This is a genomic window from Mesorhizobium sp. B2-9-1 (assembly GCF_006439455.1).
Lineage (GTDB): Bacteria > Pseudomonadota > Alphaproteobacteria > Rhizobiales > Rhizobiaceae > Mesorhizobium.
Window position 1 is genome coordinate 166,241 of record NZ_VFTP01000001.1, and the last position, 24,879, is coordinate 191,119.

The 24,879-nt window shown below is 64.5% G+C and carries 20 protein-coding genes; 10 read left to right on the forward strand and 10 right to left on the reverse strand.

Going from position 1 to position 24,879, the window contains the following annotated elements; genetic code table 11:
- From FJW05_RS00820 to FJW05_RS27865, 5 genes are all read left to right on the forward strand, one after another.
- On the forward strand, nt 1-1,404 hold the full coding sequence (locus FJW05_RS00820) for an FAD-binding oxidoreductase (protein WP_140627036.1): 1,404 nt from the start codon (nt 1-3) through the stop codon (nt 1,402-1,404).
- The gene (locus FJW05_RS00825) at nt 1,404-1,985 is read left to right on the forward strand and encodes an NAD(P)H-dependent oxidoreductase (RefSeq protein ID WP_181164815.1); all 582 of its coding nucleotides are present in this window, start codon (nt 1,404-1,406) and stop codon (nt 1,983-1,985) included. Before FJW05_RS00820 ends, FJW05_RS00825 begins: the two co-directional genes overlap by 1 nt.
- Nucleotides 1,985-2,572, forward strand: a complete 588-nt coding sequence (locus tag FJW05_RS00830; RefSeq protein WP_140627040.1) for an NAD(P)H-dependent oxidoreductase — start codon at nt 1,985-1,987, stop codon at nt 2,570-2,572. Before FJW05_RS00825 ends, FJW05_RS00830 begins: the two co-directional genes overlap by 1 nt.
- 70 nt (nt 2,573-2,642) lie before the next feature.
- Complete coding sequence (locus FJW05_RS00835) at nt 2,643-2,876, forward strand: hypothetical protein (protein ID WP_140541977.1); 234 nt, start codon at nt 2,643-2,645, stop codon at nt 2,874-2,876.
- Nucleotides 2,877-3,040: 164 nt separating this feature from the next.
- Nucleotides 3,041-3,163, forward strand: coding sequence for a hypothetical protein (locus FJW05_RS27865; protein WP_281405761.1), 123 nt, complete (start codon nt 3,041-3,043; stop codon nt 3,161-3,163).
- 55 nt (nt 3,164-3,218) lie between these two features.
- Here the strand turns inward: FJW05_RS27865 and FJW05_RS00845 are convergent, their stop codons facing one another.
- From FJW05_RS00845 to FJW05_RS00865, 5 genes are all read right to left on the reverse strand, one after another.
- Entirely contained in the window at nt 3,219-5,681 is a 2,463-nt protein-coding gene (locus tag FJW05_RS00845; RefSeq protein ID WP_181164816.1) for an FAD-dependent oxidoreductase, read from the reverse strand.
- Nucleotides 5,678-6,859, reverse strand: a complete 1,182-nt coding sequence (locus FJW05_RS00850) for a pyridoxal phosphate-dependent aminotransferase (RefSeq protein WP_140627044.1) — start codon at nt 6,857-6,859, stop codon at nt 5,678-5,680. The genes FJW05_RS00845 and FJW05_RS00850 overlap by 4 nt, the downstream gene beginning before the upstream one ends.
- Nucleotides 6,859-7,758: a homocysteine S-methyltransferase family protein gene (locus FJW05_RS00855; protein WP_140627046.1), complete on the reverse strand. Its 900-nt coding sequence runs from the start codon at nt 7,756-7,758 to the stop codon at nt 6,859-6,861. Before FJW05_RS00855 ends, FJW05_RS00850 begins: the two co-directional genes overlap by 1 nt.
- Nucleotides 7,755-10,208 carry an FAD-dependent oxidoreductase gene (locus FJW05_RS00860; protein WP_140627048.1) on the reverse strand — a complete coding sequence of 818 codons (2,454 nt, stop codon included), beginning with the start codon at nt 10,206-10,208 and terminating at the stop codon, nt 7,755-7,757. The genes FJW05_RS00855 and FJW05_RS00860 overlap by 4 nt, the downstream gene beginning before the upstream one ends.
- Before the next feature lie 96 nt (nt 10,209-10,304).
- A complete protein-coding gene (locus FJW05_RS00865; RefSeq protein WP_140627050.1) occupies nt 10,305-10,892 on the reverse strand; it encodes an XRE family transcriptional regulator in 588 nt (195 codons plus the stop codon).
- Between the two features lie 233 nt (nt 10,893-11,125).
- Here FJW05_RS00865 and FJW05_RS00870 point away from each other — a divergent pair, with 233 nt between their 5' ends.
- Entirely contained in the window at nt 11,126-11,830 is a 705-nt protein-coding gene (locus FJW05_RS00870) for a nitroreductase (protein WP_095764905.1), read from the forward strand.
- Between the two features lie 14 nt (nt 11,831-11,844).
- On the opposite strand, the gene FJW05_RS00875 is transcribed toward FJW05_RS00870, so the two are convergent.
- The 5 genes from FJW05_RS00875 to FJW05_RS00895 all read right to left on the reverse strand — a co-directional run bounded on the left by FJW05_RS00875 (nt 11,845) and on the right by FJW05_RS00895 (nt 18,590).
- A complete protein-coding gene (locus tag FJW05_RS00875) occupies nt 11,845-13,227 on the reverse strand; it encodes an MFS transporter (protein ID WP_246673156.1) in 1,383 nt (460 codons plus the stop codon).
- A gap of 225 nt (nt 13,228-13,452) precedes the next feature.
- A complete protein-coding gene (locus tag FJW05_RS00880) occupies nt 13,453-14,040 on the reverse strand; it encodes a sarcosine oxidase subunit gamma (protein WP_140628140.1) in 588 nt (195 codons plus the stop codon).
- A gap of 7 nt (nt 14,041-14,047) precedes the next feature.
- Nucleotides 14,048-17,041 carry a sarcosine oxidase subunit alpha gene (locus tag FJW05_RS00885; protein WP_140627055.1) on the reverse strand — a complete coding sequence of 998 codons (2,994 nt, stop codon included), beginning with the start codon at nt 17,039-17,041 and terminating at the stop codon, nt 14,048-14,050.
- A complete protein-coding gene (locus tag FJW05_RS00890; RefSeq protein ID WP_140627057.1) occupies nt 17,038-17,316 on the reverse strand; it encodes a sarcosine oxidase subunit delta in 279 nt (92 codons plus the stop codon). The genes FJW05_RS00885 and FJW05_RS00890 overlap by 4 nt, the downstream gene beginning before the upstream one ends.
- A 14-nt stretch (nt 17,317-17,330) precedes the next feature.
- A complete protein-coding gene (locus FJW05_RS00895; RefSeq protein WP_140627059.1) occupies nt 17,331-18,590 on the reverse strand; it encodes a sarcosine oxidase subunit beta in 1,260 nt (419 codons plus the stop codon).
- Nucleotides 18,591-18,783: 193 nt separating this feature from the next.
- Between FJW05_RS00895 and FJW05_RS00900 the strand changes: the two genes are divergently transcribed.
- The 4 genes from FJW05_RS00900 (at nt 18,784) to FJW05_RS00915 (ending at nt 24,790) form a co-directional block, all read left to right on the forward strand.
- Nucleotides 18,784-21,273 carry a mechanosensitive ion channel family protein gene (locus FJW05_RS00900; RefSeq protein ID WP_140627061.1) on the forward strand — a complete coding sequence of 830 codons (2,490 nt, stop codon included), beginning with the start codon at nt 18,784-18,786 and terminating at the stop codon, nt 21,271-21,273.
- Nucleotides 21,274-21,466: 193 nt separating this feature from the next.
- Nucleotides 21,467-21,730, forward strand: coding sequence for a hypothetical protein (locus tag FJW05_RS00905; RefSeq protein WP_027167119.1), 264 nt, complete (start codon nt 21,467-21,469; stop codon nt 21,728-21,730).
- Nucleotides 21,731-21,989: 259 nt separating this feature from the next.
- Nucleotides 21,990-23,423 (forward strand): UbiA family prenyltransferase, encoded by a 1,434-nt coding sequence (locus tag FJW05_RS00910; RefSeq protein WP_140627063.1) that lies wholly within the window; start codon nt 21,990-21,992, stop codon nt 23,421-23,423.
- Nucleotides 23,423-24,790 (forward strand): FAD-binding oxidoreductase, encoded by a 1,368-nt coding sequence (locus tag FJW05_RS00915; protein ID WP_140627065.1) that lies wholly within the window; start codon nt 23,423-23,425, stop codon nt 24,788-24,790. Before FJW05_RS00910 ends, FJW05_RS00915 begins: the two co-directional genes overlap by 1 nt.
- Nucleotides 24,791-24,879 lie beyond the last annotated feature (89 nt).

A 24,879-nucleotide genomic window follows, 5' to 3' on the forward strand; every position in this document is an offset into this window, starting at 1 on the left:
ATGGATATCGCAGCCCTGAAGCGCGATCTCGACGGGATCAAGCTCGACGACCATCCGGCCATCGTCCAGCAGAAGAGCCGCGACTTCTACTGGTACAGCCCGGTGCTGAAGGCGCAGCTCGATCACGTCAAGGGCGACCTGATCGTGACGCCGAAGAACGAGGATGAAGTCATTCGCGTGCTTGCCGCGTGCCACAGGCATGGCGTGCCGGTGACGCCGCGCGGCAGCGGCACCGGCAATTATGGGCAGGCGATGCCGCTGTCGGGCGGCGTGGTGCTGAACCTCGCCGAGATGAACCAGATCAAGACGATCGCGCCGGGGCGGGTGGTGACCGGGCCCGGCGCGGTGCTGGCAGAGATCGACAGGGCGACGCGGGCGCATTCCGGACAGGAGCTGAGGCTCTCGCCCTCGACCTACAACACCGCCTCGATCGGCGGCTTCATCGCCGGCGGTTCGGGCGGCGTCGGCTCGATCAATTTCGGCGGCTTGCGCGATTTCGGCAATGTGCTGCGGCTGCGCGTCGTCACCATGGAGGCCGAGCCCAAGGCGCTCGAGCTTACCGGCGAGGACCTGCACAAGGTGACCCATGCGTACGGCACCAACGGCGTCATCACCGAGGTCGAGATGCCCCTGACCGCCGCCTATGACTGGATCGACGTCATCGTCGGCTTCGACAATTTCATGGGCGCTGCCCGCTACGGCAACGCGCTTGCCTGCCAGGACGGCATCCTGACCAAGCTGATCACGCCGATCGCAGCACCCGTGCCGCAGCTCTATTTCAAGCGGCACCAGAAATTCCTGCGCGAGGGGCAAAGCATCTGCGTCGTCATGGTCGTGAAGCATGGGCTCGACGCCTTCCTGGCCTTCACCCGGCGCGCCGGAGGCGAGGTCATCTTCAATGCGGCGACCGCGACGGACGAGGACAAGAAGGGCCTGCCGCCGGCCTATGAGCTTGCCTGGAACCACACGACCCTGCGGGCACTGCGCGTCGACCCGTCGATCACCTATCTGCAGTCGCTCTACCCGTTCCCCAACCAGCTGGCGCTGGTCGAGAAGATGGATGCGATGTTCCCGGGCGAGGTGTTCTCGCATCTGGAATTCGTGCGGCTCGACGGCAACATCACCTGCTTCGGCCTGCCGCTGATCAGGTTCACCACCGAGGCACGGCTCAACGAGATCATCCGCATCCATGAGGAGAATGGCTGCCCGATCTTCAACCCGCACCGCTACACGCTGGAAGAAGGCGGCATGAAGCAGACCGACGAGATCCAGCTTGCCTTCAAGCGCCAGACCGATCCGCAAGGGTTGCTCAATCCCGGCAAGATGATCGCCTGGGAAAACCCGGACTATGATTATCGCTCCGGCCGCACGTTCCTGTTCAAGGGATTGCAGAAGGCGGGTTGATGAAAATCCTCGTGCTTTACGCTCATCCGGTGGAGACCAGCTTCAACGCCGGCCTGCACAAGACGATCGCCGAACGGCTCGCCGCAGCCGGGCATGCGGTCGATGATTGCGATCTCTACGCCGAGGATTTCGATCCGCGGCTGACGCGCGCCGAGCGGCTCGGCTACCACGACCCGCGCGGGCCGGACGATGCGGTCGCCGGCTATGTCGAAAGGCTGCAAAATGCCGAAGCGCTGGTGCTGTCGTTTCCGGTCTGGAACTATGGCTATCCGGCGATCCTGAAAGGCTTTTTCGACCGCGTCTTTCTGCCCGGCGTGTCGTTCAAGCTGGTCGACGGCAAAGTGCGGCCGACGCTGCACAACATCCGCAAGCTCGCAGCCATCACCACCTATGGCGGCAGCCGCCTTCGCGCCATGCTGATGGGCGATCCGCCGCGCAAGGTCGTCAAGCGCATGCTGCGGGCGACCATCAAGCCCGGCGCTCCCGTCTCCTATCTCGCGCATTATTCCATGAACCTTTCGACCGACGAGACGCGCAACGCCTTCACGGCGAAGGTCGCGGCCACGATGGACGCCTTCTGATGCGCGTGCTGGTGGTCTATTGCCATCCGGTGCCGGAAAGCTATTGCGCGGCGATCCGCGACACCGCGCTCGAGGTGCTGAGGGGGCGAGGCTGGGAGGTGCGGCTGCTCGACCTCTATGCCGAGAGTTTCGACCCTGTGATGAGCTGCGAGGAGCGGCGCTTCTACAACGACCGGGCGCCGCAAGACCCGGCACTGGCGCCGCATTTCGAACATCTGCAATGGGCACAGGCGATCCTCTTCATCTATCCGACCTGGTGGTACGGGTTGCCGGCGATGCTGAAGGGTTGGTTCGACCGCGTGTGGGCGACCGACATCGCCTTCAAGCTGCCGGCCGGCAAGGGGCGGATCACGTCGCTGATGCGGCATGTAACCAAGGTCGGCGTCATCACCACCTGCGGCGCGCCGACCTGGTGGAGCGTCGTCGTCGGCCAGCCGGGACGCAAGACGATTTTACGCGGCATGCGGGCGCTATGCGCCACGCGCTGCAAGACTTTTTTCCTGGCGCACTATTTGATGGATTCGTCGACACCGAAGAGCAGGGCGGGGTTTCTGGTCAAAGTCCGCAGGATGCTCGAGCGGTTTTAGGGGACTCAGCTATCCTGCGGGATTGTGGCGAACGCCTTTTTTATGCGGAAATGAAGTGCATAATAGAGGCATGACCAAGCTTTTCGAGCATGCAGTCCAACGTGTTCGCACCTTGCCTCCTGAATTGCAGGACGAGTACGCACGTGTCCTCTTGCGCCTCGCGGGTGATGTGGGGGACGAACCTGTTCACCAACTGAGCCGAGAGGAAAAAGCCTCGCTCGCAATGTCCCGAGCGCAGGCTGCGCGTGGTGAATTTGCAACCGACGAAGAAGTCCGTGCTGTTTGGGCGAAGCACGGCCTGTGAAGCTTCGTTACACGCCGGCGGCGTTAGCAGAGTTAGAGAGGTTCTCGGCAATATCGCGTTGCAGTCACCCAAAGGGACGAAGCGGATCCAAGCCAGACTCCACGCAGTCATCAATCCATTGCTCGAACATCCCCTGGCCGGCATTTGCTACAGACGAAAGGCCGATGCGCCGGATCGTCGTGCGGCCTTATCCCTACCTGATCTACTATGAGCCATCCGCCGCCGAAATTGTGATTGTCGGTATTCGAAATGGTGCTCGCGATCCGTCAACCATGCCGGACAAGTAATAGCGACTCTTGCTCACGCCTGCGGGCAATCCTGCCCGAAGCCGCGAGAGGAAAACTACATTCTCACCCGTTCCGCCTTGGGATCATACATCGGCTTCAGCGAGGCTTCCGCGGCGAAGCGCTCGCCGGCGATTTCCACCTCGTAGGATGAGCCCAGCACATCCGTCTCGCTCTCGCCCTGGCAAGGCACATAGCCAAGCCCGATCGCGCCGCCGAGATGGTGGCCGTAATTGCCTGATGTGATCGGGCCGACAATCCGGCCGTCGCGCAGGATGGCCTCGTTGTGAAAGAGCAGCGGCTGCGGGTCCTTCAGGCGAAACTGTACCAGCCGGCGTGACAGGCCGGCTTCCTTCTTCCTGAGCACAGCGTCGCGGCCGATGAAGCCGGCTTTGCTCGTCTTGACGGCAAAGCCGAGGCCCGCCTCCAGCACATTGTCCTCGTCGGTGATGTCGTGGCCGAAATGGCGGAAGGCCTTTTCGATGCGGCAGGAATCAAGCGTATGCAGGCCGCAGAGTTTCAGGTCGACATCTGCGCCGGCTTCGGTGATCGCCTCGAAGACATGGGCCGCCTGTTCGGTCGAGACGTAGAGTTCCCAGCCGAGCTCGCCGACATAGGTGACGCGGTGGGCGCGGGCGAGACCCATGCCGATCTCGATCTCCTGGAAAGTGCCGAACGGATGGGCCTCGTTGGAGAAGTCATTCGGGCTGACCTTCTGGATCAGTTTTCGCGCCTCCGGACCCATGACGCAGATCACGGCTTCAGCGGCGGTGACATCGGTGATGACGACGAACTCGTCGGCGACGTGCTTTCTCAGCCAGGCGAGGTCGCGCTGCAAGGTGGCGCCAGGCACGACCAGGAAATAGGCCGTCTCCGACAGCCGCGTCACGGTGAGGTCGCTCTCGATGCCGCCGCGCTGGTTGAGCATCTGCGTGTAGATGATCTTGCTCGGCGCGACGTCCATGTCATTGGCGCAGAGCCGCTGCAGGAAGGCGCAGGCATCGCGACCCTCGACGCGGATCTTGCCGAACGAGGTCATGTCGAACAGGCCGACGCCGTTGCGCACCGCGAGATGTTCCTCGCGCTGATTGCCGAACCAGTTCTGTCGCTTCCAGGAATAGCGGTATTCGCGCTCCTGGCCTTCGCGCGCGAACCAGTTGGCGCGCTCCCAGCCCGCCACTTCGCCGAAGACCGCACCGCGCGCCTTCAGGTGCTCGTGCAAGGGCGAGCGGCGCACGCCGCGCGAGGTCGCCATCTGGCGATAGGGGAAATGGTCGGCATAGAGCAGGCCGAGCGTTTCGGAGACGCGCTCCTTGAGGTAGCGGCGGTTCTTCTGGAAGGGCTGGGCGCGGCGAATGTCGACTTCCCACAGGTCGAAGGGGGCCTCGCCGTCGTTGATCCACTGAGCCAGCGCCATGCCGGCGCCGCCGGAGGAGACGATGCCGATCGAGTTATAGCCGGTCGCCATCCAGTAACCGGAAAGCTCGGGCGCCTCGCCGAGATAGTAGCGGTCGTCGGGCGTGAAACTCTCGGGGCCGTTGAAGAAGGTGTGGATGCCGGCGGTGCCCAGCATCGGCATGCGGTTGACTCCCATTTCCAGGATCGGCTCGAAATGGTCCATGTCCTCGGGCAACTGGTCGAAGCAGAAATCCTCACGGATGCCGTCCATGCCCCAGGGCTTCGCCACCGGCTCGAAGGCGCCAAGCATCATCTTGCCGGCGTCCTCCTTGTAGTAGGCGCACTCGTCCGGCACGCGCAGCACCGGCAGGCGGGAGAGGCCGGGGATCGGCTCGGTGACCAGATAGAAATGCTCGCAGGCATGCAGCGGGATGGTGACGCCGTTCTGCCGGCCAAGCTCGCGCGCCCACATGCCGGCGCAGTTGACGACGATGTCTGTCTCGATCGTGCCTTGCTCCTCGCCCTGCGTCCAGGAGACGCCGCAGACTCTACCGTCCTTGGTATGGACTTTCGTGACCTTCACATTCTCGACGATGGAAGCTCCCCGCTGGCGCGCGCCCTTGGCCAGCGCCATGGCGATGTTGGCGGGATCGCACTGGCCGTCGAGCGGCAGATGTACCGCGCCGACCACATCCGAGACGTTGAGATGCGGGTACATCTCCTTGACCTCGCGCGGCGAAATCTCGCGCACATCGACATCGAAGGCGCGGGCGAGCGAAGCCTGCCGGTAGATCTCGTGCTTGCGCTCTTCCGTCAACGCCACGGTGATCGAGCCGACCTGGCGCATGCCGGTGCCGACATCGGTCTCGGCTTCCAGCTTGACGTAGAGATCGGCCGAATATTTCGCCAGCCGCGTCATGTTCTGCGAGCCGCGTAACTGGCCGATCAGCCCGGCCGCATGCCAGGTGGTGCCTGAGGTGAGCTGCTTGCGCTCCAGGAGCACGATGTCGGTCCAGCCGAGCTTGGCCAGGTGGTAGGCGACCGAGCAGCCGGAGACGCCGCCGCCGATGATCACGGCCCTCGCCTTGTTGGGGATCGCCTTGGCCAGGATGGTCTTGGTCATGCGGCCTCGCGGCGATAGTTCGAAGCGAAGCGGCAAACGCGAAGTGCTGCCTCCTTGAGGACGGGTTCGGGCTGGCAGAGGCTGATGCGGATATGCCCGGCGGCGGCCTCGCCGAAGCTCGATCCGGGCATGACGCCGACCTTTTCCTTGTCGAGCAGCGCCCAGGCGAATTTCTCGTCGTCGGGTTCGACCGCGGAGACATCGAGCATGATGTACATGCCGCCGTCGGAGCCGCGCACGGTGACTTCATTGGCGCCGCGTATGGCATCGAGGAAGATCGTGCGCCGCGCGGCGTAACGCTCGGCGATATCCTTCACGCCATAGTGATTTTCGAGCGCCTCGGCGCAGGCGATGGAGATGAAGGCCGGCAGGCCGTAGGTCGTGACCAGATTGAGGTCGGTCATCAGCGCGATCATCGCTTTCGGCCCGGTCAGCCAGCCCATGCGCCAGCCGGTCATGCCGTGGCTCTTCGACATGGAGTTGATGACCAGCGTGCGCTCGGCCATGCCGGGCAACGAGCGCGGCGAGATGTGCTCGCCGCCGCCAAGCGTCCAGTAGACCTCATCCGACAGCAGCCAGAGATCGTGTTCCTTGCAGATTTCGGCCAGCTGCTCGAGCCGTTCGCGCGAGTAGACGGCGCCGGTCGGGTTGTTCGGCGTGTTGATCAGTATGGCGCGGGTGTTTGGCTTGAGCGCAGCGCGGATCATCTCCGCGCGAGGTTGAAACCCATCTTCCGCGGGCGTCTCGACCACGGTGAAGCTGGCGCCCGCGGCGCTGAATGTGTTGGGATAGGTGGCGTAATAGGGCGCGACGACGATGGCGTGGTCGCCCGGGTCGAGCACGCCCTGCACGGCGGCGTAAAGCGCTGCCTGGCCGCCAGGCGTGGCGATGACCTCGTCGGCTTCGGTGAGGATGCCGGCGCAAGCGGTCGCGGCGGCGGCCATCGCCTTGCGCAGGCGCGGCAGGCCGGGCAGCGGCGTGTAATGATGGTTGCTGCCGCGCACGGCGGTCACGCAAGCCTCAATCGTTTCAGACGGCGTGTCGAAATCATGGTCGCCGACCGAGAGCACGATGATGTTTTCGCCCGCCTGCTTGCGGGTCCAGGCGGCGAAGTGGACTTCCCAGCCATCCTTGCCCGAAGGCACGATACCGGTAATGCGCTTTGACGGTTTTGGCATCAGGAGACTCCCGAAATCTGGTGACCGGCCCGCGTGAGCTTGTCGCGCAGGGCGGCGATATGAGCAGGGCCGACTTCGCAACAGCCGCCGACGATGCCGGCGCCGGCATCGACCCAGCCGATGGCCTGGTCCGAATAGGCTTGCGGATCGAGATCATGGCGGGCGTGCAGCACGTCCACCGTCCCGCCATGCTTCAATGCCTCGACCGAAGTGAAGCCGTTGGCATAGGCACCCACCGGTCCACCCAGGGCAACGAGTTCGGGCAAGGCGGCGGCGATGGCTTCGGGCCCGCAGCAGTTGAGCAGCCGGGCCGCGACCGGCAGGCCGTCGAGGGCACTGACGGCGGCAGCAATGGTTTCGCCGCTGCGCAGGCGCGGCGTGCCATGATCGGCGAGCGTCCAGGACACCCATACGGGCTTGCCGCTTTCCGAGGCCGCGGTGACCGCCGCGCGCGCCTCCTCGGCGGAGGCCATCGTCTCGCACAGGAACAAATCGACGCCATCCGCCTGCTCGGCGACGATACGGCGATAGATATCGAGCGTGTCCTCAAAGGAGATGGTCAGCGCCGGCGCGTAGCTGCCGAAGAGAGGCGACAGGCAACCGGCAATAGCAGCATCGCCCGCCTCGTCGCGAGCCTGGCGCGCCAGCTCGATGCCGCGCTTCTGCAACGGCTTGAACAAATCTTCGGCGCCCTCGCGCGCCAGGCGCTCCGGCGTTGCCGAATAGGTGTTGATGGTGATGACGCGGGCGCCGGCACGGATGAATTCCGCATGCAGGTCGCGCACAAGTTCCGGCTCGTCGATCAGCACCCTGGCCGACCACAGCGGCGTCGGCTCGGACCTGCTGCGCCGGACCAGTTCCTGTCCCATGCCGCCGTCGGTGAGGATGACGGAGGTCATGCCCGCAACCTCTCATTCTTCGGATCCCACAGCGGCTCGTCGTTCTGGACGATGGCCTTGAAGCGGTCGCCGAAAATCTCGACCTCGATCGCGGTGCCCGGTTGCGTGAGATCGGCGCGCAGCATGCCGAGCGCAATCGACCTGTCGACCCGGTGGCCCCAGCCGCCCGACGTCGTCTCGCCGACGATCGTGCCGTCATGCCAGAGCGTCGACATATAGGGCGCGTCGCAGTCGCCGGGGTTCTCGACGACCAGCGTGACGAAGCGCTTCTTCACGCCCTGCTGCTTCTCATTGAGCAAAGCCGCCTTGCCGCGGAAGTCCGGCTTGTCCCATTTGACGAAGCGCTCCAGGCCGCCCTGCAGGATCGAATAGTCGGTCGAGAGGTCGCCCTTCCAGGTGCGGTAGCCTTTTTCCAGCCGCAGCGAATCCAGCGCATACATGCCGAAGGGTTTCAAACCGTGCTTCCGGCCAGCGGCCCAGACGGCGTCGAAGACGGTCGCCGTGTCCGCGACCTTGGTGTGGATTTCCCAGCCGAGCTCGCCGGCGAAGGAGACGCGCACCAGCTTCGCCCGGCGCCCGGCAATGGTTGTTTCCTGATGCGTCAGCCAGGGCAGCGTCAGGTCGGCGTCGCAGACTTCGGCCAGGATTTTTCGCGAGTTCGGGCCGGCGAGGATCTGGGTGGAATATTCCTCCGTCCGGTCGGTGAGCGTGAAGGCCGCATCGGCGGGCAGGCGCGACTTCAGCCATTCGAAATCGTGCCACTGCGCCACCGCGGCAGTGATCAGCGTCATCTGGTCCTCGCCATGGCGCACCGCCGACATTTCGGTGACGATGCGGCCCTTGTCGTCGGCGTAATAGACGAGGCCGATGCGGCCGGGCTTCGGCACAAGGCCGGTGACCTGCAAGGCCAGCCAATCGGCCGCGCCCGGACCTTCGAGGTTGAAGCGCGAGAAGCCGGGCAAGTCGAGGATGCCGGCGGCGTCGCGCACGGCAAGGCATTCCTCGCGCACACGCTGCTGCCAGGGCCCGTCGCGGCGGAAGGTGAGGGTAGACTCTTCGGAAGTATCATCGCCGGGTTGTGCGTACCAAGTCGCGCGCTCCCAGCCATTATAGGCGTCGAACTGGCCGCCCAGCGCCTTGATGCGATCATGCAGCGGCGACAGTTTGCGGTTGCGCCCCTCCGGCCAGGCATGGCGCGGGAACTGGATGGCGTATTCGTTGCCGTAGATTTCCATGCCCTTGGCGACGCAATAGTCGGGCGCCGAGGCGAAGCTGGTGAAACGGCGCGGATCGCAGGACCACATGTCCCATTCGGTCTGGCCCTCGGTGACCCATTCGGCCAGCACCTTGCCGGCGCCGCCCCCTTGCGCGATGCCGAAGGTGAAGACGCAGGCCTCGAAGGCGTTCGGCACGCCGGGCATCGGCCCGATCAGCGGATTGCCGTCCGGCGCGTAAGGGATCGGGCCGTTGATCACCTTGGAGAGGCCGGCGGTGCCGAGGATCGGCACGCGGGCGACGGCGTCGGCGAGATAATGCTCCAGCCGGTCGAGATCGTCGGGGAAAAGCTGGAAGGAAAAATCCTCCGGCATCGGATCGTTGTGGGTCGCCCAATGCGCGCGGCAATTGCGCTCATAGGGGCCGAGATTCATGCCGCTCTTTTCCTGCCGCAGATAATAGGACGTGTCGACGTCGCGCAGCAGCGGTAGCTTGTGGCCCTGTTCCTTCGTCCAGGCGGCAAGCTCGGGGATTTCCTCAAACAGGATGTACTGATGGCTCATCACCATCATCGGCACGTCGCGCCCGAACATCTTGCCGACTTCGGCGGCGCGGTAGCCGGCCGCATTGATGACGATCTCGCAGCGGATCTCGCCTTGCGGGGTGGCGATCACCCATTCGCCGTTCTCGCGGCGCACGCCGGTGACCGGGCAGAAGCGGATGATCTTGGCGCCCATGTCACGCGCGCCTTTGGCCAGCGCCTGGGTCAGCTGAGCCGGGTCGATGTCGCCGTCGCTCGGGTCATAGAGCGCGCCCTTCAACTCATGCGTCTCGATGAAGGGGTAGCGGCGCTTGATCTCGTCCAGTCCGACGACGTCGATATCCATTCCCTGGTAGCGGCCCATGCCCTTGGCGCGCTGGAATTCCTGCATGCGCTCCTTGGTATGGGCGAGCCGGAGCGAGCCGGTTACATGGTAGTTCATCGGATAGTCGACCGCTTCGGCCAGACCCCGGTAAAGCTCGGTCGAATAGCGCTGCATGTTCATCAGCGACCAGGACGAGGAGAAGGTCGGCACGTTGCCGGCGGCATGCCAGGTCGAGCCGGAAGTCAGCTCGTTCTTTTCCAGAAGCACGCAGTCGGTCCAGCCCGCCTTGCAGAGGTGATAGAGCGAGGAGGTGCCGACGACGCCGCCTCCGATGATCACCACGCGTGCCGCGGTTGGCAAACCGGCCATTTCTTCCTCCAGAGTCTCAGCGCTTCGCGCTTCGGTTTTGTTTTTGATGCATGTCGTTATCCCAAACCGCTGCGCACTTTTGGATGACATGCATTGTCAGTATACCGGTGGCGAAACCACCCAGATGACTACTGCCGGCTCGGCGCCGGGATTGCGCCAGCGGAACGGCTTGCCCTCAAAGCGGAACGAATCGCCTTCGCCGAGACGATGCCAGACGCCGTCGATCTCGATCTCGAAAGTGCCCGACGCGATATAGCCCGCTTCTTCCGTCGGGCGGCGCGCTTCGGTCTTCAGCTCCGCGCCCGGCGCGAACACCGAGCGCAGCATCTCGAAACTACCGCCGAGATCGGGCGACAGAAGCTCCTCCACCAGGCCGGATTCACTTGTGCCAAGCGAACGGCGGCTGCCGGCACGCACGACCACGCCGCGTTCCTGCTCGACAGGCACGTCATGGCTGAAGAACAGGCTGATCGGAACATCGAAGAGGCTGGCGAATGCCCGCAAGTCACCGAGCGAGGGAATCGAGAGGCCGCGCTCGACCTGGCTGACCCAGCCGACCGACCGGCCGAGCTTGAGGGCAATCTCGGCCAGCGTGAGGCCGCGCGCCTTGCGAAGCGCACGGATGTCGCCGGCCAGCAGCCGGTCGCCATTATCCTGCTCCGATCTGGCTGTAGTCGAGCTCAAGCGTATCTCGTGAAAAAATCCGTATAAATTTCATGAAGCGGCAAAGTCATGAAAAAATCAAGGGGATTTTCACAACCCGCAAGATTTACTTGCGCGATTTTTGAGGTTGAGGCAAAGCCACGATCACGAACGGCGAGTGGGGACGTCCGGTCGGGGACCAATACAGTTTTAGTGTCTGCGGATGGTCGCCATGGAACCGGTTGCAGTTCCGGCCATGCGCGAAGGGACGGCCCATGCTGGAGAAGAATAGCCGAATCGCCATGGACGCGGCGATCGTCGACGATGCGATCCTGTCGCGCCGGTCGGTGCGCGCGTTTCTGCCCGATATGGTCGATGACGACACGATCCGTGCGATCCTGGCGGTCGCCGCGCGCGCGCCGTCGGGCACCAACATGCAGCCCTGGCGCGTCTATGTGACCAAGGGCGAGGTCAAGCAGCGCATAAGTGACGCCATCCTCAATTCCGGCATCCGTGCCGAAAAGGCGGAGTGGGACGAGTACCGCTACTATCCCGACCAGTTCTTCGAACCATATCTCACCCGCCGCCGCGCCAACGGCTTCGGGCTCTATGGCGTGCTGGGCATCGGACGCCGCGAGGTCGACAGAATGCGCGCCCAGCACGACCGCAATTTCATCTTCTTCGACGCTCCGGTCGGCATGATCTTCACGATCGACCGGAGGCTGAACCAAGGGTCGTGGATCGACTACGGCATGTTCCTGCAGAACATCATGGTCGCGGCGCGGGGCAGGGGACTGCATACCTGTCCGCAGGCGGCCTTTGCGCCCTATCACCGTCAGATCAGGCCTGTGCTCGATATTCCCGACGAAGAGATCGTCGTCTGCGGCATGGCGCTGGGCTATGAAGACACGTCCAAGCCGGAGAACGAGTTCCGCACCGACCGCGCGCCGCTCGAGGACTGGGTGACGTTCGCGAAGTAGCGTCGGCGGAGGCGTCAGTCGGTGCTCATATGCGCGCCATGGCCGCTGACATGGGCGCCGTCCTTCGGGGTCAGCCTCAGGTAGGCCGACAGCGCGCAAAGCGTGATCAACCCTTCGATGACGAACAGGATGCGGTAGTCGTAGATGCTGGCCTTGCCGCCGCCGGCAAGCAGCGACAGCAATGCTGCCGCGAGGCCGACGCTGATCGCCACCGCCAGCTGCCACAGGATGTAATAGAGCGCGCTGAAGCGCGCGAGCTGCTCCGGTGCGATGTCCGAATAGGAGAGATTGCCGGTCGAAGCCCATTGCACCGAGCGGAAGACGCCGAAGGCGAAAATATAGGCAAGCACGATCCAGGCCGGGAGGGCCTCCTGCATCAGGGCGAAGCCCGCGACCAGCAAAGCGACGATCGGCGTATTGGTGACCAGCACGCGCTTGAAGCCGAAACGGTTCAAAAGGCGCGGCATGAAGAAGCGCATGATCAACGACCCGATCGCGGCGACGAAGGTCAGCGATCCTGCCTGCACGGCGCTCATGCCGAAGCCAAGCTGGAACATCAGCGGCAAGAGGAAGACCACCGAGCTCAGGCCGATCGTGTCGAGGCCGCCGCCCGTCAGGAAGGAGATGCGGAAGGTGCGGATGCGCAAGAGATTGAGGTCGAGCAGCGGATTGCGCGCGCGCAGGCAGTAGAAGGCGGCAACCGTCAGGATAACGATCGCCAAGCCAAGTTCCAGCGCCATGCCGCTGGCGGCCGCATCTTTCGCAGCGACCGAATCCATGCCGAAGACCAGCAGCGTCATGCCGCAGCCGACGAGCAGGAAGCCCGGCAAATCGAACGGCGTGCGCACCGGCTTGGTCGTCGTCGGAAACAGGGAGGCGGCCAGCAGCGCCGCGGTCAGCGCGATCGGGATATTGATGTAGAAGATCCAGCGCCAGGAGACGTAAGTGGTGAGGGCGCCGCCGACGAGCGGCCCGACCAGCGGCCCGGATTGGCCGGCGAGCGAAATATACATGTTGATCTTCAGCGTGCGGTCGCGCGGGAAGCTCGACAGGATCACGACCTGACCAAGCGTGCCCATCAGCGCGCCGCCGCAGCCTTGCAGGGCGCGCGAGCCGACCAGCATCCAGATGTTTTCCGAAAGGCCGCACAAGGCCGAGGCGCCGGCGAAGACGAGCAGCGCGAAGCAATAGACGTTGCGCAGGCCGAAGCGGTCGGCCAGCCAGCCGCCGAGCGGCATGGTGACGATGAGGCTGGCGACATAGACGGTGATCAAAAGGCCGAGCTGGCTTGGCGGCCGGTCGAGGCTCTCGCCGATGCCGGGCAGCGCGGTGACCACGACGTTCTGGTCGAGACTGGTCATGAACACGCCGCAAGCGACGGTTGCCGGCAACAGCATCGACGGACCCTCCGCCGGAGCAAAGCGGGTCGTGGCCGTCGCCGAAATCTCAACAGTCATGGAAGAGCATGGTCGAACTGGTTGCCGGTGCGGACGTTTGCCCTGGCAAACGCCCGTGATTCCTTACCTATCGCGCCTGCTGGCCCAGCGCTCAAGCAGCAGTTGTAGCCGTCGATAATGCCAGATGCCGTCTGGACCAATGTTAAGCCAACAACGCCGAGCGGGCTATTGCACTTCGTAACCGACCTCCTCGGAGGCATGGCACAAGGCCTTCCAGAAGGAGCGCGCGAAGGAGCGGAAGACGTAGATGTCGAACTGGTCTGGCCCGCTGCGCTGGATCTGGGCGAAGATGTCGTGATGGTTGGTCGAACGTCCGGCGCCGAGCGGGAAGGCCGGCAAGGCGAAGTCGATAGCGAAGAACTTCGCCATCACCCATTCAGCCTTCGGACCAGCGATGCGGATCGCGGTGCGGCCATGCGAAAGGTCCGTCAGCGTGCCGATGGTCGGCGTGATGGCGCCGGCGAAGGCCGCGGCCAGACCTTCGGCCTCGTCCACCACGGTGAATTTTCCCGGCGCGAAGCCGAAGGCGGCACGCGCACCGTTGCTCACACCCCCGCCGGCGCCGTCGGGCAGAGCGAGACCGGTGACCTTGCCGATAATTTCGATCAGCTGCTTCTCTTCACCCGGCCAGGCGGCGAGCTGCAGGATCGAGCCCGGCCGCGTCTCGGACAGGATGACGTCGACGCCATGTTCGAAATTGCCGTGTGAACCCGGATGGTACTCCGGCTCGAGCGGCGATTGGCGTTCGGGCAACTCGTGCTCAGCCATGCATGCGGCTCCCGTCCGGATCGTAGAAATGGTTTGAGACGATCTCGATCGGTCCGAACCGGTTGCGCAGCGGGTCGGAGACGAAGGCGCGGGTCCCATGCCTTGCCTTGCCGCCCTTGACCAAGGCCAGCGCGATATATTTGCCGAGCGCCGGCGAATAGCAGCAGGCGGTGATGTGGCCTAGCGAGTCGTGCGGATTGTCCTCGTCCAGTTCCTCGACGATATGGCCGCCGCCGTTGAGCGGCCGGTTGTCGAGCGCGATCAGCCCGACCAGCTCGAGCCGGTCAGGCGCGATCAGGCCTTCGCGGTCCATCATGGCCGAGCCGATGAACGGCTTCTTCTTCGACAGCATCCAGTCGAGATGCAGGTCGCGCGCCGTGGTGCGGCCGTCGATCTCGGCGCCGGTGACATGGCCTTTCTCGATCCGCATCGTGCCCAGCGCCTCGAGCCCGTAGGTGACAAGGCCGAGAGGCTTGCCGGCCTCGATCAGGGCTTCCCAGACACGGGTGCCGTAGCCGGCGCCGGAATAGACTTCGAACGCCATTTCGCCGGAGAAGGACAGCCGGCAGATCATCACCGGCACGCCGGCGATCCGGCCATGGACGATGCCCATGAAGGGCAGGGTGGCGTTGTTGACGGCGGTGCCGGTCACGCAGGAAGCGAGGATGGCCCGCGCGTTCGGTCCGCCGATCGCCGCACCCGCCCATTCGTCGGTGACGGAGGTCACGGTGACCTTCAGCTCCGGCCAGATGACGTCGAGGAAATATTCCAGATGCTGCATCACCTTGCCGGCATTGGCGGTGGTGGTGGTCATCAGGAATTCCTGCTCGCCAAGCCGCCAGGTGGTGCCATCGTCGAAGGCAAGCCCGTCCTCGCGCAGCATCAAGCCGTAGCGGGCCTTGCCGACGGCCAAATTGGAGAACATGTTGGTGTAGACGCGGTCGAGGAACTCGGCCGCGTGCGGTCCCTGCACCGCGATCTTGCCCAGCGTCGAGACATCGACGATGCCGGCGCTTTCGCGCGTCGCCCTGGCCTCGCGGACATAGGCCTGCTCGACCGTCTCGCCGGGAAGGCCGTAGATCATCGGCCGGTACCAGAGGCCGGCCGAATACATGGTCGCGCCGTTGGCGATGTGCCAGTCATGCATCGGCGTCAGCCGCTGGGGCTTGAGGTCGCCGAAACGCTCGGCAGCAAGGGAGCCGATCGAGACCGCCGTGTAAGGCGGGCGAAAGCGCGTCGTGCCGACCTCGGGGATCGGCTTGCCGAGCGCCTCGGCCATGATCGCAAGGCCAGGCACATTGGAGTTCTTGCCCTGGTCGGTCGCCATGCCGAGCGTGGTGTAGCGCTTCAGGTGCTCCACCGATACGAAACCTTCGCGATGCGCCAGCCGCACGTCCTCGGCGGTGACATCGTGCTGGAAGTCGACAAAGCTCTTGCCCTTGGCCTTGATCTCGAAGACCGGTGCCGGATCTGGATCGCCCGGTGCGGCCTCGACGATCGGCAGGGCTGCGGGCGCCGCCGTTCCGCCGGCAGCCGAAACGCCGGCCGCGCGGCCCTCGGCGATGGCTTCGGCGGTGGAGAAGCTGCCGGTGAAGGCGCCGGCACCGATCCAGCGCTGCGTTGGCCTGGGCGGCAGGAAGGCCTGCCTGGCCGGGTCCCATTCAGCCTTGGCGCCCGCCTGGCTGGCGAGATGAATGGTCGGCGACCAGCCGCCCGACATCAGAAGGCTGTCGGCATGGATGCTGCGCTCGTCGCCACTCAGCGTGCCGCCCGTGGCATCGAAGCGCTGCACCTTGAGACCGGTGAGGGCCTTGCCGCCTTCGGTCGCAACCACGGCATGGCCGTCCAGAAGCTCGGCCTCGGCCTCGCCGGCGAGCCGGCGCATGTCGTTCGAGACGTCGGCGCGGACATCGACGATGGCAACGATGGCCGCGCCGGCCTTCTTCAAGGCAACGGCCGAGCGGTAGGCGCTGTCGTTATTGGTGAAGAGCGCGACGCGCTGTCCCGGCAGCACGCCATATTCATTGACGTAACGTTCCGCCGCATGCGCCAGCATGACGCCGGGACGGTCGTTGCCCGGAAACACCAGCGGCCGCTCGAAGGAACCGGTGGCGAGGACCACCGTGCTGGCGCGGATCGCCCAGTAGCGCTGGCGCGGCTCGCCCTTGGCTGGCGTTTCCTTATGATCGGTCACCCGTTCGAGGGCGGCCAGCGTGTTGCCGTCGTAATAGCCCCACACCGTCGTGCGCGGCAAAAGCCGCACATTGTCGTTGCCTCCGAGCTGCGCGACCGTGCGCTGGGCCCATTCGGCGGCAGGCATGCCGTCGATGATTTCGCCCGACCAGTTGGCGGAGCCGCCAAAATGGGCTTCGAGATCTGCGAGGATGACGCGGACGCCCTGGTCGGCGGCGGCTTTCGCCGCCATCAGGCCGGCGGGGCCGGAGCCGACGACCAGCACGTCGCAAAAGGCGTTCATGCGCTCGTAGCGAGACGGATCGGGAGCGGTGCCAGCCTTGCCAAGGCCGGCGGCGCGACGGATGAAATGCTCGCAGAACATCCAGAAGCGCGTGCCCTTCAGCGGGCCGATCACCGGCCCCATGAAGGTCTTGTAGTAGAAGCCGGCCGACAGGAGCTTGCCGCCGAGCTGGTTGAGGGCGCCGATATCCCAGGCGAGCGAGGGGGTACGGTTCTGGCTGACGGCGACGAGCCCGTCGTAGATTTCGACCATGGTCGCCGCGATGTTGGGCTCGCGCACCTCGCCGCGCAGCACAGTCACCAGCGCGTTCGGCTCCTCGACGCCGGCGGCGAGCAGGCCGCGCGGGCGATGGTATTTGAACGAGCGACCGAACAGCGTCACGCCATTGGCGAGCAGCGCCGAGGCCAGCGTGTCGCCGGCATGACCGGTGTAAGGCGCGCCGTCGAAGGTGAAGCGGATGGTGCGCAGCCGGTCGATCCGGCCGCCGGTCTCTGTGCGGCGGGGGCTCACGAGCGGCTCTCCGTCTTGTGGCCGCCACGGGCGAATGCGGTGCTCAGGATTTCGTGCGAGATCGTGTTGCGCACGACCCTGAGATGCGCGCGGCAACCGCCGGAATGCTGCCAGATCTCATTGTGATCGCCGGCCGGATTGAGCCGGTCGTAGACATAGGCGTTCCAGGCGTCGAGGTCCTGCGAGGCGGGCTGCGGCCGCTCGCGGTTACCGTCGCCCTGGTAAGTGAATTCGATGACGTCGCGCGGGCCGCAATAGGGACAGGTGATCAGCATTTTCAATCCAAACCCTAGTGCAATCTGGGCGTCGCGCCCTGGCCTTTGTCGTCGATGACGAGGCCGCGGTAGAAACGGTCGAGCGTGAAGGGCGCGTTGAATTCGTGCGGCTCGTCCTTGGCAATGGTGTAGGCAAAGCACCAGCCGGAGGCCGGCGTCGCCTTGAAGCCGCCATAGCACCAGCCGCAATTGAGATACATGCCCGGCAGCGGACCGGCGGCGATGATCGGCGAGCCGTCCATCGTCATGTCGCACAGACCGCCCCAGGAGCGCAGCATGCGCACGCGCGCCAGGCCGGGAAACAGCGCCACCATCTCGCTCATCACCTCATCGACGATCGGCAGGCTGCCGCGCTGGGCGTAGCTGTTGTAGCCGTCGAGGTCGCCGCCATAGACCAGGCCGCCCTTGTCGGACTGCGAGATGTAGAAATGGCCCATGCCGAAGGTGAGAACGGTGTCGACGACAGGCTTCAGCGATTCCGAGACGAAGGCCTGCAGCACGTGGCTTTCGATCGGCATGTGCGAGATGCCGGCAAGCTGCATGACGCGGCCGGTGCTGCCGGCAACCGCAAGCGCGACCTTCTTGGCGCGGATCTCGCCGCGCGTCGTCGAAACGCCGGTGATGCGGTCGCCGTCGCGCAGGAAGCCGGTGACCTCGCAATTCTCGATAATATCGACGCCGCGCCGGTCGGCGCCGCGCGCATAGCCCCAGGCGACCGCGTCGTGCCGGGCCGTGCCGGCGCGCGGCTGCATCAGCCCGCCAAGGACGGGAAAGCGTGCCGACCCTGAGACATCCAGCGCCGGGACAAGCCGCTTGATGCGGTCGACGCTCATCAGCTCGGCGTCGACGCCGAGATGGCGCATGGCGTTGCCGCGCTTGGCATAATCGTCGAGCTGGGCGGGCGTGTGCGCGAGGTTCAGGCAGCCGCGCTGCGAGAACATGACGTTGTAGTTGAGGTCGTGCGAGAGATTCTCCCACAGCTTCATCGAGTGTTCGTAGAAGCGGGTGTTCTGCGGCAAGAGATAGTTGGAGCGCACCGCCGTGGTGTTGCGGCCGACATTGCCGGAGCCGAGCCAGCCCTTTTCCAGCACCGCGACATTGGTGATGCCGTGTTCCTTGGCGAGATAATAGGCGGTCGAAAGACCGTGGCCACCGCCGCCGATGACGATCACGTCATAGGAAGCCTTGGGGTCCGGCTTACGCCAGGCGGGCTTCCAATCCTTGTTGCCGGTCAGCGCGTTCTTGAGCAGCGAGAAGGCTGAATATTCCGCCATTCTTCCTATCGTCCTTATGATGCGAGGCGGCAGACTATAGAGCAGGCGGGAAGCGCAAAGCCAAGATTGCGCCATCGCTTTTCGACAGGCCGACTATCGCCGACACGATCGGGACGGCTTGCCGCCCGATATGCCGGTCTTTATCAAGAGCGGAAATTTCGAGAATTTTCGGCCGCGAGTCGCCAACAACGCCATGTTCCTCCACCTGCTACGCCTGGTTCTGGTCGTCATCGTCGCTGTCTTCGCGCAGCCGGCGCTGGACGCGTCGGCGCAGGCGATCGGCCATGGCTCGTCACAACTCATCGCCGACCAGACCAAGGCCATCCAGGACCTGACGGCCAGGACCGACGGCCTGGAAAAGAAACTGAGCGACCCCGACCAGGACGATCCGGGGCTCGTCGACATCCGGTTGCAGCTCGAGGATATTTCGCGCGCGGCGCTGAACAGCGCGCTGGCATTCCGGCAGCGCCTCACCGACATCAACAATCGCGCGGAGGTTCTCGGCCCGCCGCCGGCGCAGGGGCAACCTGCCGAGCCGGTGATCGTCAGCAGCGAGCGCGGCGCGCTCGCCACGGAAAAGGCTCAGATCAACGCGGTCGTCGCCAGCGCGCAAAACCTGTCGATTCGCGTCAACGGCTTGATCGACAAGATCGCCGTCATGCGCAGCGAGCTTTTCCGCAGCGTCATCACCAAGCACTATGACCTGACCGACGCGTTGAGCCCGCAGGCCTTTTCCGACGCGCATGACCAGTTCACGGGCCTCTACAAGGCGGTGTCGTCCTGGGCGAGCTTCGCCGTCAGGTTCAAGTTCCAGGCGATCCTTGCGGCGACGCTTATGGCGCTGGCGCTGGCGGCCGTGCTGTTGATCGGCGGCAGACGCCTGTTCGGCCGCATCTTCGAGGCCGACCCGACCGTCGAGGATCCGTCCTATCTCAGCCGGCTGTCGGTGGCCTTCTGGTCGACGCTGCTGCCGACCCTCGCGCTCGGCGTCTTCTTCGCCTCGGCCGTGTTCTTCTTCAATTATTACAATGTGCTGCGTGGCGATATCGGCACATTCCTCAATGCCTTGCTGACGGTGATCGCCATGGTGTTCTGCGTCAACCGGCTGACCAACGCGGCGCTCGAACCGCGCCTGCCCAACTGGCGCCTGATCCCGGTCGCGACCGGCCGGGCGCGTTGGCTGGTTGGCCTGGCGACCGCCATGGCGCTGGTGCTCGGGTTCAACTACTTCCTGTCGGTCGTCAACGAGAAGATGGGATCGCCGCTTTCGCTGACGATCGCTAGAGGCTTTGTCGCCGCTATCATCGTCGGCGTCATCCTGATCCTGATGGGACTGTTGCGGCCTTTCAGGACGGCTGACGGCTCATGGCGGCCCTGGCCGGCATGGCTTCGCTTCATGGCCATCGCCCTCGGCCTGTTCACCATTGCGGCGGCGCTGCTCGGCTATATCGGCCTGGCGCTTTTCGTCTCGTTCCAGGTCGTGGTGACCGGCACGGTGCTGGTGACGGCCTATATCGGCTTTCTGTCGGCACGCGCGATCGGGGAGGAGGGCGGCTTCGCCGACACGTCGGTCGGGCGATGGCTTTCGGAAAAGTCCAGCTACGAGGATACCGCCCTCGACCAACTCGGGCTGGTCGTCAGCATCGCTATCAACCTGATGATCGTGGCGGTGTTCCTGCCGCTGATCTTGTTGATGTGGGGCTTCCAGCCCGGCGATATCGAGGCCTGGGCCTACAAGCTGGCGACCGGCGTCACGATCGGTTCGGTGACCATCTCCTTCCTCGGCATCCTCAGCGGCATCGTCGTCTTTGCTATCGGCTATTTCCTGACGCGCTGGTTCCAGGGTTGGCTGGACGGATCGGTGATGGCGCGCGGCAAGGTCGATGCCGGCGTGCGCAACTCGATCCGGCTCGGCGTCGGCTATGCCGGCGTGGCGGTCGCCGGCCTGGTCGGCATCTCGGCGGCGGGCATCGATCTTTCCAATCTGGCGCTGGTTGCCGGCGCGCTTTCGCTGGGTATCGGCTTCGGCCTGCAGAACGTCGTCTCGAATTTCGTTTCGGGCCTGATCCTGCTTGCCGAGCGGCCGTTCAAGGTCGGCGACTGGATCGTGGCGGGCGACGTCAGCGGCACGGTGCGGAAGATCAGCGTGCGCGCCACCGAGATAGAGACCTTCCAGCGGCAGGCGGTGATCCTGCCCAACTCGAACCTCATCAACAATGCGGTCGGCAACTGGACGCATCGCAACAAGCTCGGGCGCATCGACATCAAGGTCGGCGTCGCCTATGGCAGCGACGTCAAGCGCGTCCACGCCGTCCTGATGGATATTGCACGCGCCCATCCGATGGTGCTGAAGAATCCCGAGCCGTTCGTTCTCTTCGCCAATTTCGGGGCGGCCGCGCTCGAATTCGAGATCCGCGTGTTCGTCGCCGACATCATGAACGGCAGCGTCGTTCAGAACGACATCCGCTTCGCCATCTTCGATATCTTCGAGGGGGAGAGGATCGAGATACCCTCGACGCCGCGCGCCGTGGTCGAAACGAAGAAGCACGAGGCTTGGCCGATCGACGACGACAAGATCGAAGCCGAATTCGCAGAGCGCGAGAGGCTGGAGGCGGAAGCCGCGGCCGAGCGGGAACGCCTGGCCAAGATGAAGCGCAGGGGCCGCAAGCCCGACCCGGGCTGAGGTGGTATCGACATTCGGATGAGGCCGGCCTGCAAATGGCCACACGCTACGCTCATCCGGCGCCGAAACCGATTGTGGCATGAATGCGGCATTCAGTTGCGGTTCAGGTAACAACTCATATAAGCTTCGATGCAAAGGGCGAGAATGCCTTGCAAATTTGAACAGAGGCGGTGTGCGAAACACCGGAATTGCAATGTGGAAGTCTGTCGTTGCCGCCATCGCTTTGCTGGCCCTGGGCGGTTCGGCTTTCGCCGCCAGCGCGATCAACAGGGACGCTCAGACGCGGACCCTGGTCGTGACCGAAGGCGGCGCCAAGAGCGAGCTGACGCTTGCCGCCGGCGAGACGGTGGAGTTCTGCTCGAACGGCTGCTTCGTCACCCTGCCCAATGGTGACCTCGAAGCCCTGACCGGCTCGGAAACGGTCGAAATCTCGGGTGGCGCGGCCCGCATCAAGTAACCGCTCCCGCAAGATTGCGGGGCCAGATTGGCAAAGGCCGGACCGATGTCCGGCCTTTTATCGTTTCCGGTAGCCGACACTTAACGATGACGGCGAAAACCCGGTAGGACAATGCTCTGCAACCGGACGTTTTAACGTTCGCTGCGTCATGACCCGCTATATCCGACCCGAGGACGCCGGCATACGGCGTGGGTTGAGTTGGCGCGTGATCTTTCCGTGATCGGAGTTTCGGGATCCTGCGCTCTATCGGGGCAGGACCATGGACGCGAGGTCGGACAGGAACGCAATTCCGCTTGCGGTCGATCTCGACGGTACGCTGATTGCAACGGACCTTCTGTGGGAAGGCCTGTTCATCCTGCTCAAGAAGAACCCGCTCTATTTTTTTCTCCTGCCACTCTGGCTGATCGGCGGGCCGGCCCGCCTGAAGCAGGAAATCGCCGGCCGCGTCGACATTGACCCAGCCTCGCTGCCTTACCGCCAGGATCTGCTTGACCGGCTGCGCGCCGAGCACCGGGAGGGTCGCAAGATCGTGCTGGCGACGGGAACGCCGCGCAAATTCGCGGAGGCGATCGCGGCGCATCTCGGCATTTTCGATCATGTGCTTGCGACCGACGGTCCGCACAACATGACCTCCGACAGGAAATGCGCAGCACTTGTCGCCGCCTATGGCGATGCAGGCTTCGACTATGCCGGCAACAGCCGGCACGACCTCAAAGTGTTCGATGCAGCGCGCAACGCGCTCGTGGTGGCGCCCGACCGCAGCGCCCGGCGCTGGCAGGCGGCGCATCAAGCCGATGCCATGCCCTCACCGAGGCCGGCGCTGAGGACCTACGTCAAGATGCTGCGCATGCATCAGTGGCTGAAGAACGCGCTGATCGCCGTGCCGATGGTGCTGTCGCACGAATATTTCAACCCGAACATGATCTGGGAGTGCCTGCTGGCGTTCGTTTCCTTCAGCGCCGTGGCGTCCGCCATCTATATCCTCAACGATTTCTTCGACCTCGCGCTCGACCGCAAGCATCCGACCAAGCGCAACCGGCCTTTCGCCAGCGGCGCATTGTCGATCCCATTCGGTCTCGGCGCGATCGTCGCGCTGCTTGCGATCGGCATCGCCGCAAGCCTCTTCCTTCCGATCGAATTCCTTGGCGTGCTTGCCGGCTATTTGGCCGTCACCACCGCCTATTCGCTGTCGTTCAAGCGCATGCTTCTGATCGATGTGCTGACGCTTGCGGGCCTCTACACGATCCGCGTGCTGGCGGGCGCGGCCGCCACCGGCGTCGACGTCTCCTTCTGGCTGCTTGCCTTCTCGATCTTCTTCTTCCTGTCGCTGGCGCTGGTGAAGCGCTTCGTCGAGTTGCGCACCACGGCCATCCCGCCCGGCGAGCGCATCGCCGGCCGCGGCTATCGCACCGAGGACCAGGAGATCGTCGCCCAGGCCGGCATGGCATCGGCCTTCTCCTCGGCACTGGTCCTGGCGCTCTATATGGACAGCCCGGCGGTGCGCGAGCTCTATCCGCATCCCTGGCTGATATGGCCGCTGGCGCCGATCGTGCTTTATCTCACGATGCGCGTCTGGATCCTCGCCCGCCGCGACGAGATGCATGACGACCCGGTCGTCTTCATCATCCGCGACTGGCGCAGCCAGATCGTCGTCGCCATCGGCGCGGTCTTCCTCGTCGCCGGAGGCTGGTGATGGGGCACGAGCGCTTCGGCAGCTTCGGACTGGCGACCCCGCCGGCGCGCAAGGCGATCCCGGCGGACGAGGCGATCGCCTTGCTTAAACGCGGCGAGGCGAAGACCGGTTCGCTGCTCGGATACGGCAATGGCCGCTCCTATGGCGACAGTTGCCAGAACGATGCGGGCATGGTGGTCGACATGCGGCCGCTCGACCGCATCCGTTCCTTCAATGCCGAGACCGGCGTGCTCGAGGCCGATGCCGGCACGCTGCTTTGCGATATCATCGCTTATGCCGCGCCCTACGGGTTCTTTCCGGCCGTGGTTCCAGGCACCCAATTCGTGACACTGGGCGGCGCGATCGCCAACGACGTCCACGGCAAGAACCATCATCGGCGCGGCACCTTCGGCTGCCATGTCGAGGCTTTGACGCTGCTTCGGTCCGACGGCCGGACCCATCGCTGTTCGGCGACTGACAACGCCCGTCTGTTCGGGGCGACGATCGGCGGCATGGGGCTGACCGGGCTTATCCTTTCGGCATCGGTCAAGCTGATGCGGGTTCCCTCGCTCGACATCATGGAAAGCGTGACGCGGTTTCGCGATCTCGGCGAATTCTTCGATCTTGCCGAGGCTGCCGACCAAGCCAACGAATATGCCGTCGCCTGGATCGATCAGCTTGCCAGCGGCCACGGACGCGGACGCGGCCTGTTGTTCACCGGCAACCATGCCGAAAACGGCTCGCACGCCGCGGCGCGCGCCGGCAGCCGGTTCTCCGTGCCGGTGCAGCCACCATTCAATGTCCTCAATCGGCCCTTCCTCACCGTCTTCAACGCGGCCTACCGCTGGAAGAAGGGCAAGTCCCAGGCTCCGCGCCAGGCAGGCTATCAGGGCTTCTTCTTTCCGCTCGACGGGGTCCGCGACTGGAACCGGCTCTACGGGCCGCGCGGGCTTTTCCAGCACCAAAGCGTGGTGCCAGAGGCGAATGCGCGCCGCATCGTGCCTGTGCTGCTCGACGCCGCACGGCGGGCAGGGCAGGGATCGTTCCTGACCGTGCTCAAGCGCTTCGGCGACGTCCGCTCGCCGGCGCTGCTGTCGTTCCCGCGGCCCGGCTATACGCTGACGCTCGATTTCCCCAACCGGGGCGAAAGGACGTTGCGGCTGCTCGCCGAACTCGACCGCATCGCGGTCGAGGCTGGCGGCGCGGTGAACCCCTACAAGGACGCCCGGATGGGACCTGAGGCATTCGCCGCGTCGTTCCCGCAATGGCAGCGGCTGGAGGCGCTTCGCGACCCGGCTTTCCTGTCGAGCTTCTGGATACGGACGGCAAAAAGACTGGATGCAACGAGAGGCGTTTTTGAAGCCGCAGAATGGATAAAAGTCGAATAAATCGTGGTAAATGAAAGGTTATACCGTGGTTTACTCAAAGCATCGTCGAGGCTTCACGAAATATTTGTGGGTTTGTAATAGGATCGCCC

Excerpts from the sequence above, each read along its gene's own strand:
- FJW05_RS00860 (WP_140627048.1), bottom strand. The coding sequence starts at position 10,208 with ATGGCCGGTTTGCCAACCGCGGCACGCGTGGTGATCATCGGAGGCGGC.
- FJW05_RS00845 (WP_181164816.1), bottom strand. The coding sequence starts at position 5,681 with ATGACCAAGACCATCCTGGCCAAGGCGATCCCCAACAAGGCGAGGGCC.
- FJW05_RS00915 (WP_140627065.1), top strand. The coding sequence starts at position 23,423 with ATGGGGCACGAGCGCTTCGGCAGCTTCGGACTGGCGACCCCGCCGGCG.
- FJW05_RS00825 (WP_181164815.1), top strand. The coding sequence starts at position 1,404 with ATGAAAATCCTCGTGCTTTACGCTCATCCGGTGGAGACCAGCTTCAAC.
- FJW05_RS00905 (WP_027167119.1), top strand. The coding sequence starts at position 21,467 with ATGTGGAAGTCTGTCGTTGCCGCCATCGCTTTGCTGGCCCTGGGCGGT.
- FJW05_RS00890 (WP_140627057.1), bottom strand. The coding sequence starts at position 17,316 with ATGCTGATCACCTGTCCCTATTGCGGCCCGCGCGACGTCATCGAATTC.
- FJW05_RS00895 (WP_140627059.1), bottom strand. The coding sequence starts at position 18,590 with ATGGCGGAATATTCAGCCTTCTCGCTGCTCAAGAACGCGCTGACCGGC.
- FJW05_RS00855 (WP_140627046.1), bottom strand. The coding sequence starts at position 7,758 with ATGACCTCCGTCATCCTCACCGACGGCGGCATGGGACAGGAACTGGTC.
- FJW05_RS00900 (WP_140627061.1), top strand. The coding sequence starts at position 18,784 with ATGTTCCTCCACCTGCTACGCCTGGTTCTGGTCGTCATCGTCGCTGTC.
- FJW05_RS00820 (WP_140627036.1), top strand. The coding sequence starts at position 1 with ATGGATATCGCAGCCCTGAAGCGCGATCTCGACGGGATCAAGCTCGAC.
- FJW05_RS00830 (WP_140627040.1), top strand. The coding sequence starts at position 1,985 with ATGCGCGTGCTGGTGGTCTATTGCCATCCGGTGCCGGAAAGCTATTGC.
- FJW05_RS00910 (WP_140627063.1), top strand. The coding sequence starts at position 21,990 with ATGGACGCGAGGTCGGACAGGAACGCAATTCCGCTTGCGGTCGATCTC.
- FJW05_RS27865 (WP_281405761.1), top strand. The coding sequence starts at position 3,041 with ATGCGCCGGATCGTCGTGCGGCCTTATCCCTACCTGATCTACTATGAG.
- FJW05_RS00875 (WP_246673156.1), bottom strand. The coding sequence starts at position 13,227 with ATGCTGTTGCCGGCAACCGTCGCTTGCGGCGTGTTCATGACCAGTCTC.
- FJW05_RS00850 (WP_140627044.1), bottom strand. The coding sequence starts at position 6,859 with ATGCCAAAACCGTCAAAGCGCATTACCGGTATCGTGCCTTCGGGCAAG.
- FJW05_RS00835 (WP_140541977.1), top strand. The coding sequence starts at position 2,643 with ATGACCAAGCTTTTCGAGCATGCAGTCCAACGTGTTCGCACCTTGCCT.
- FJW05_RS00870 (WP_095764905.1), top strand. The coding sequence starts at position 11,126 with ATGCTGGAGAAGAATAGCCGAATCGCCATGGACGCGGCGATCGTCGAC.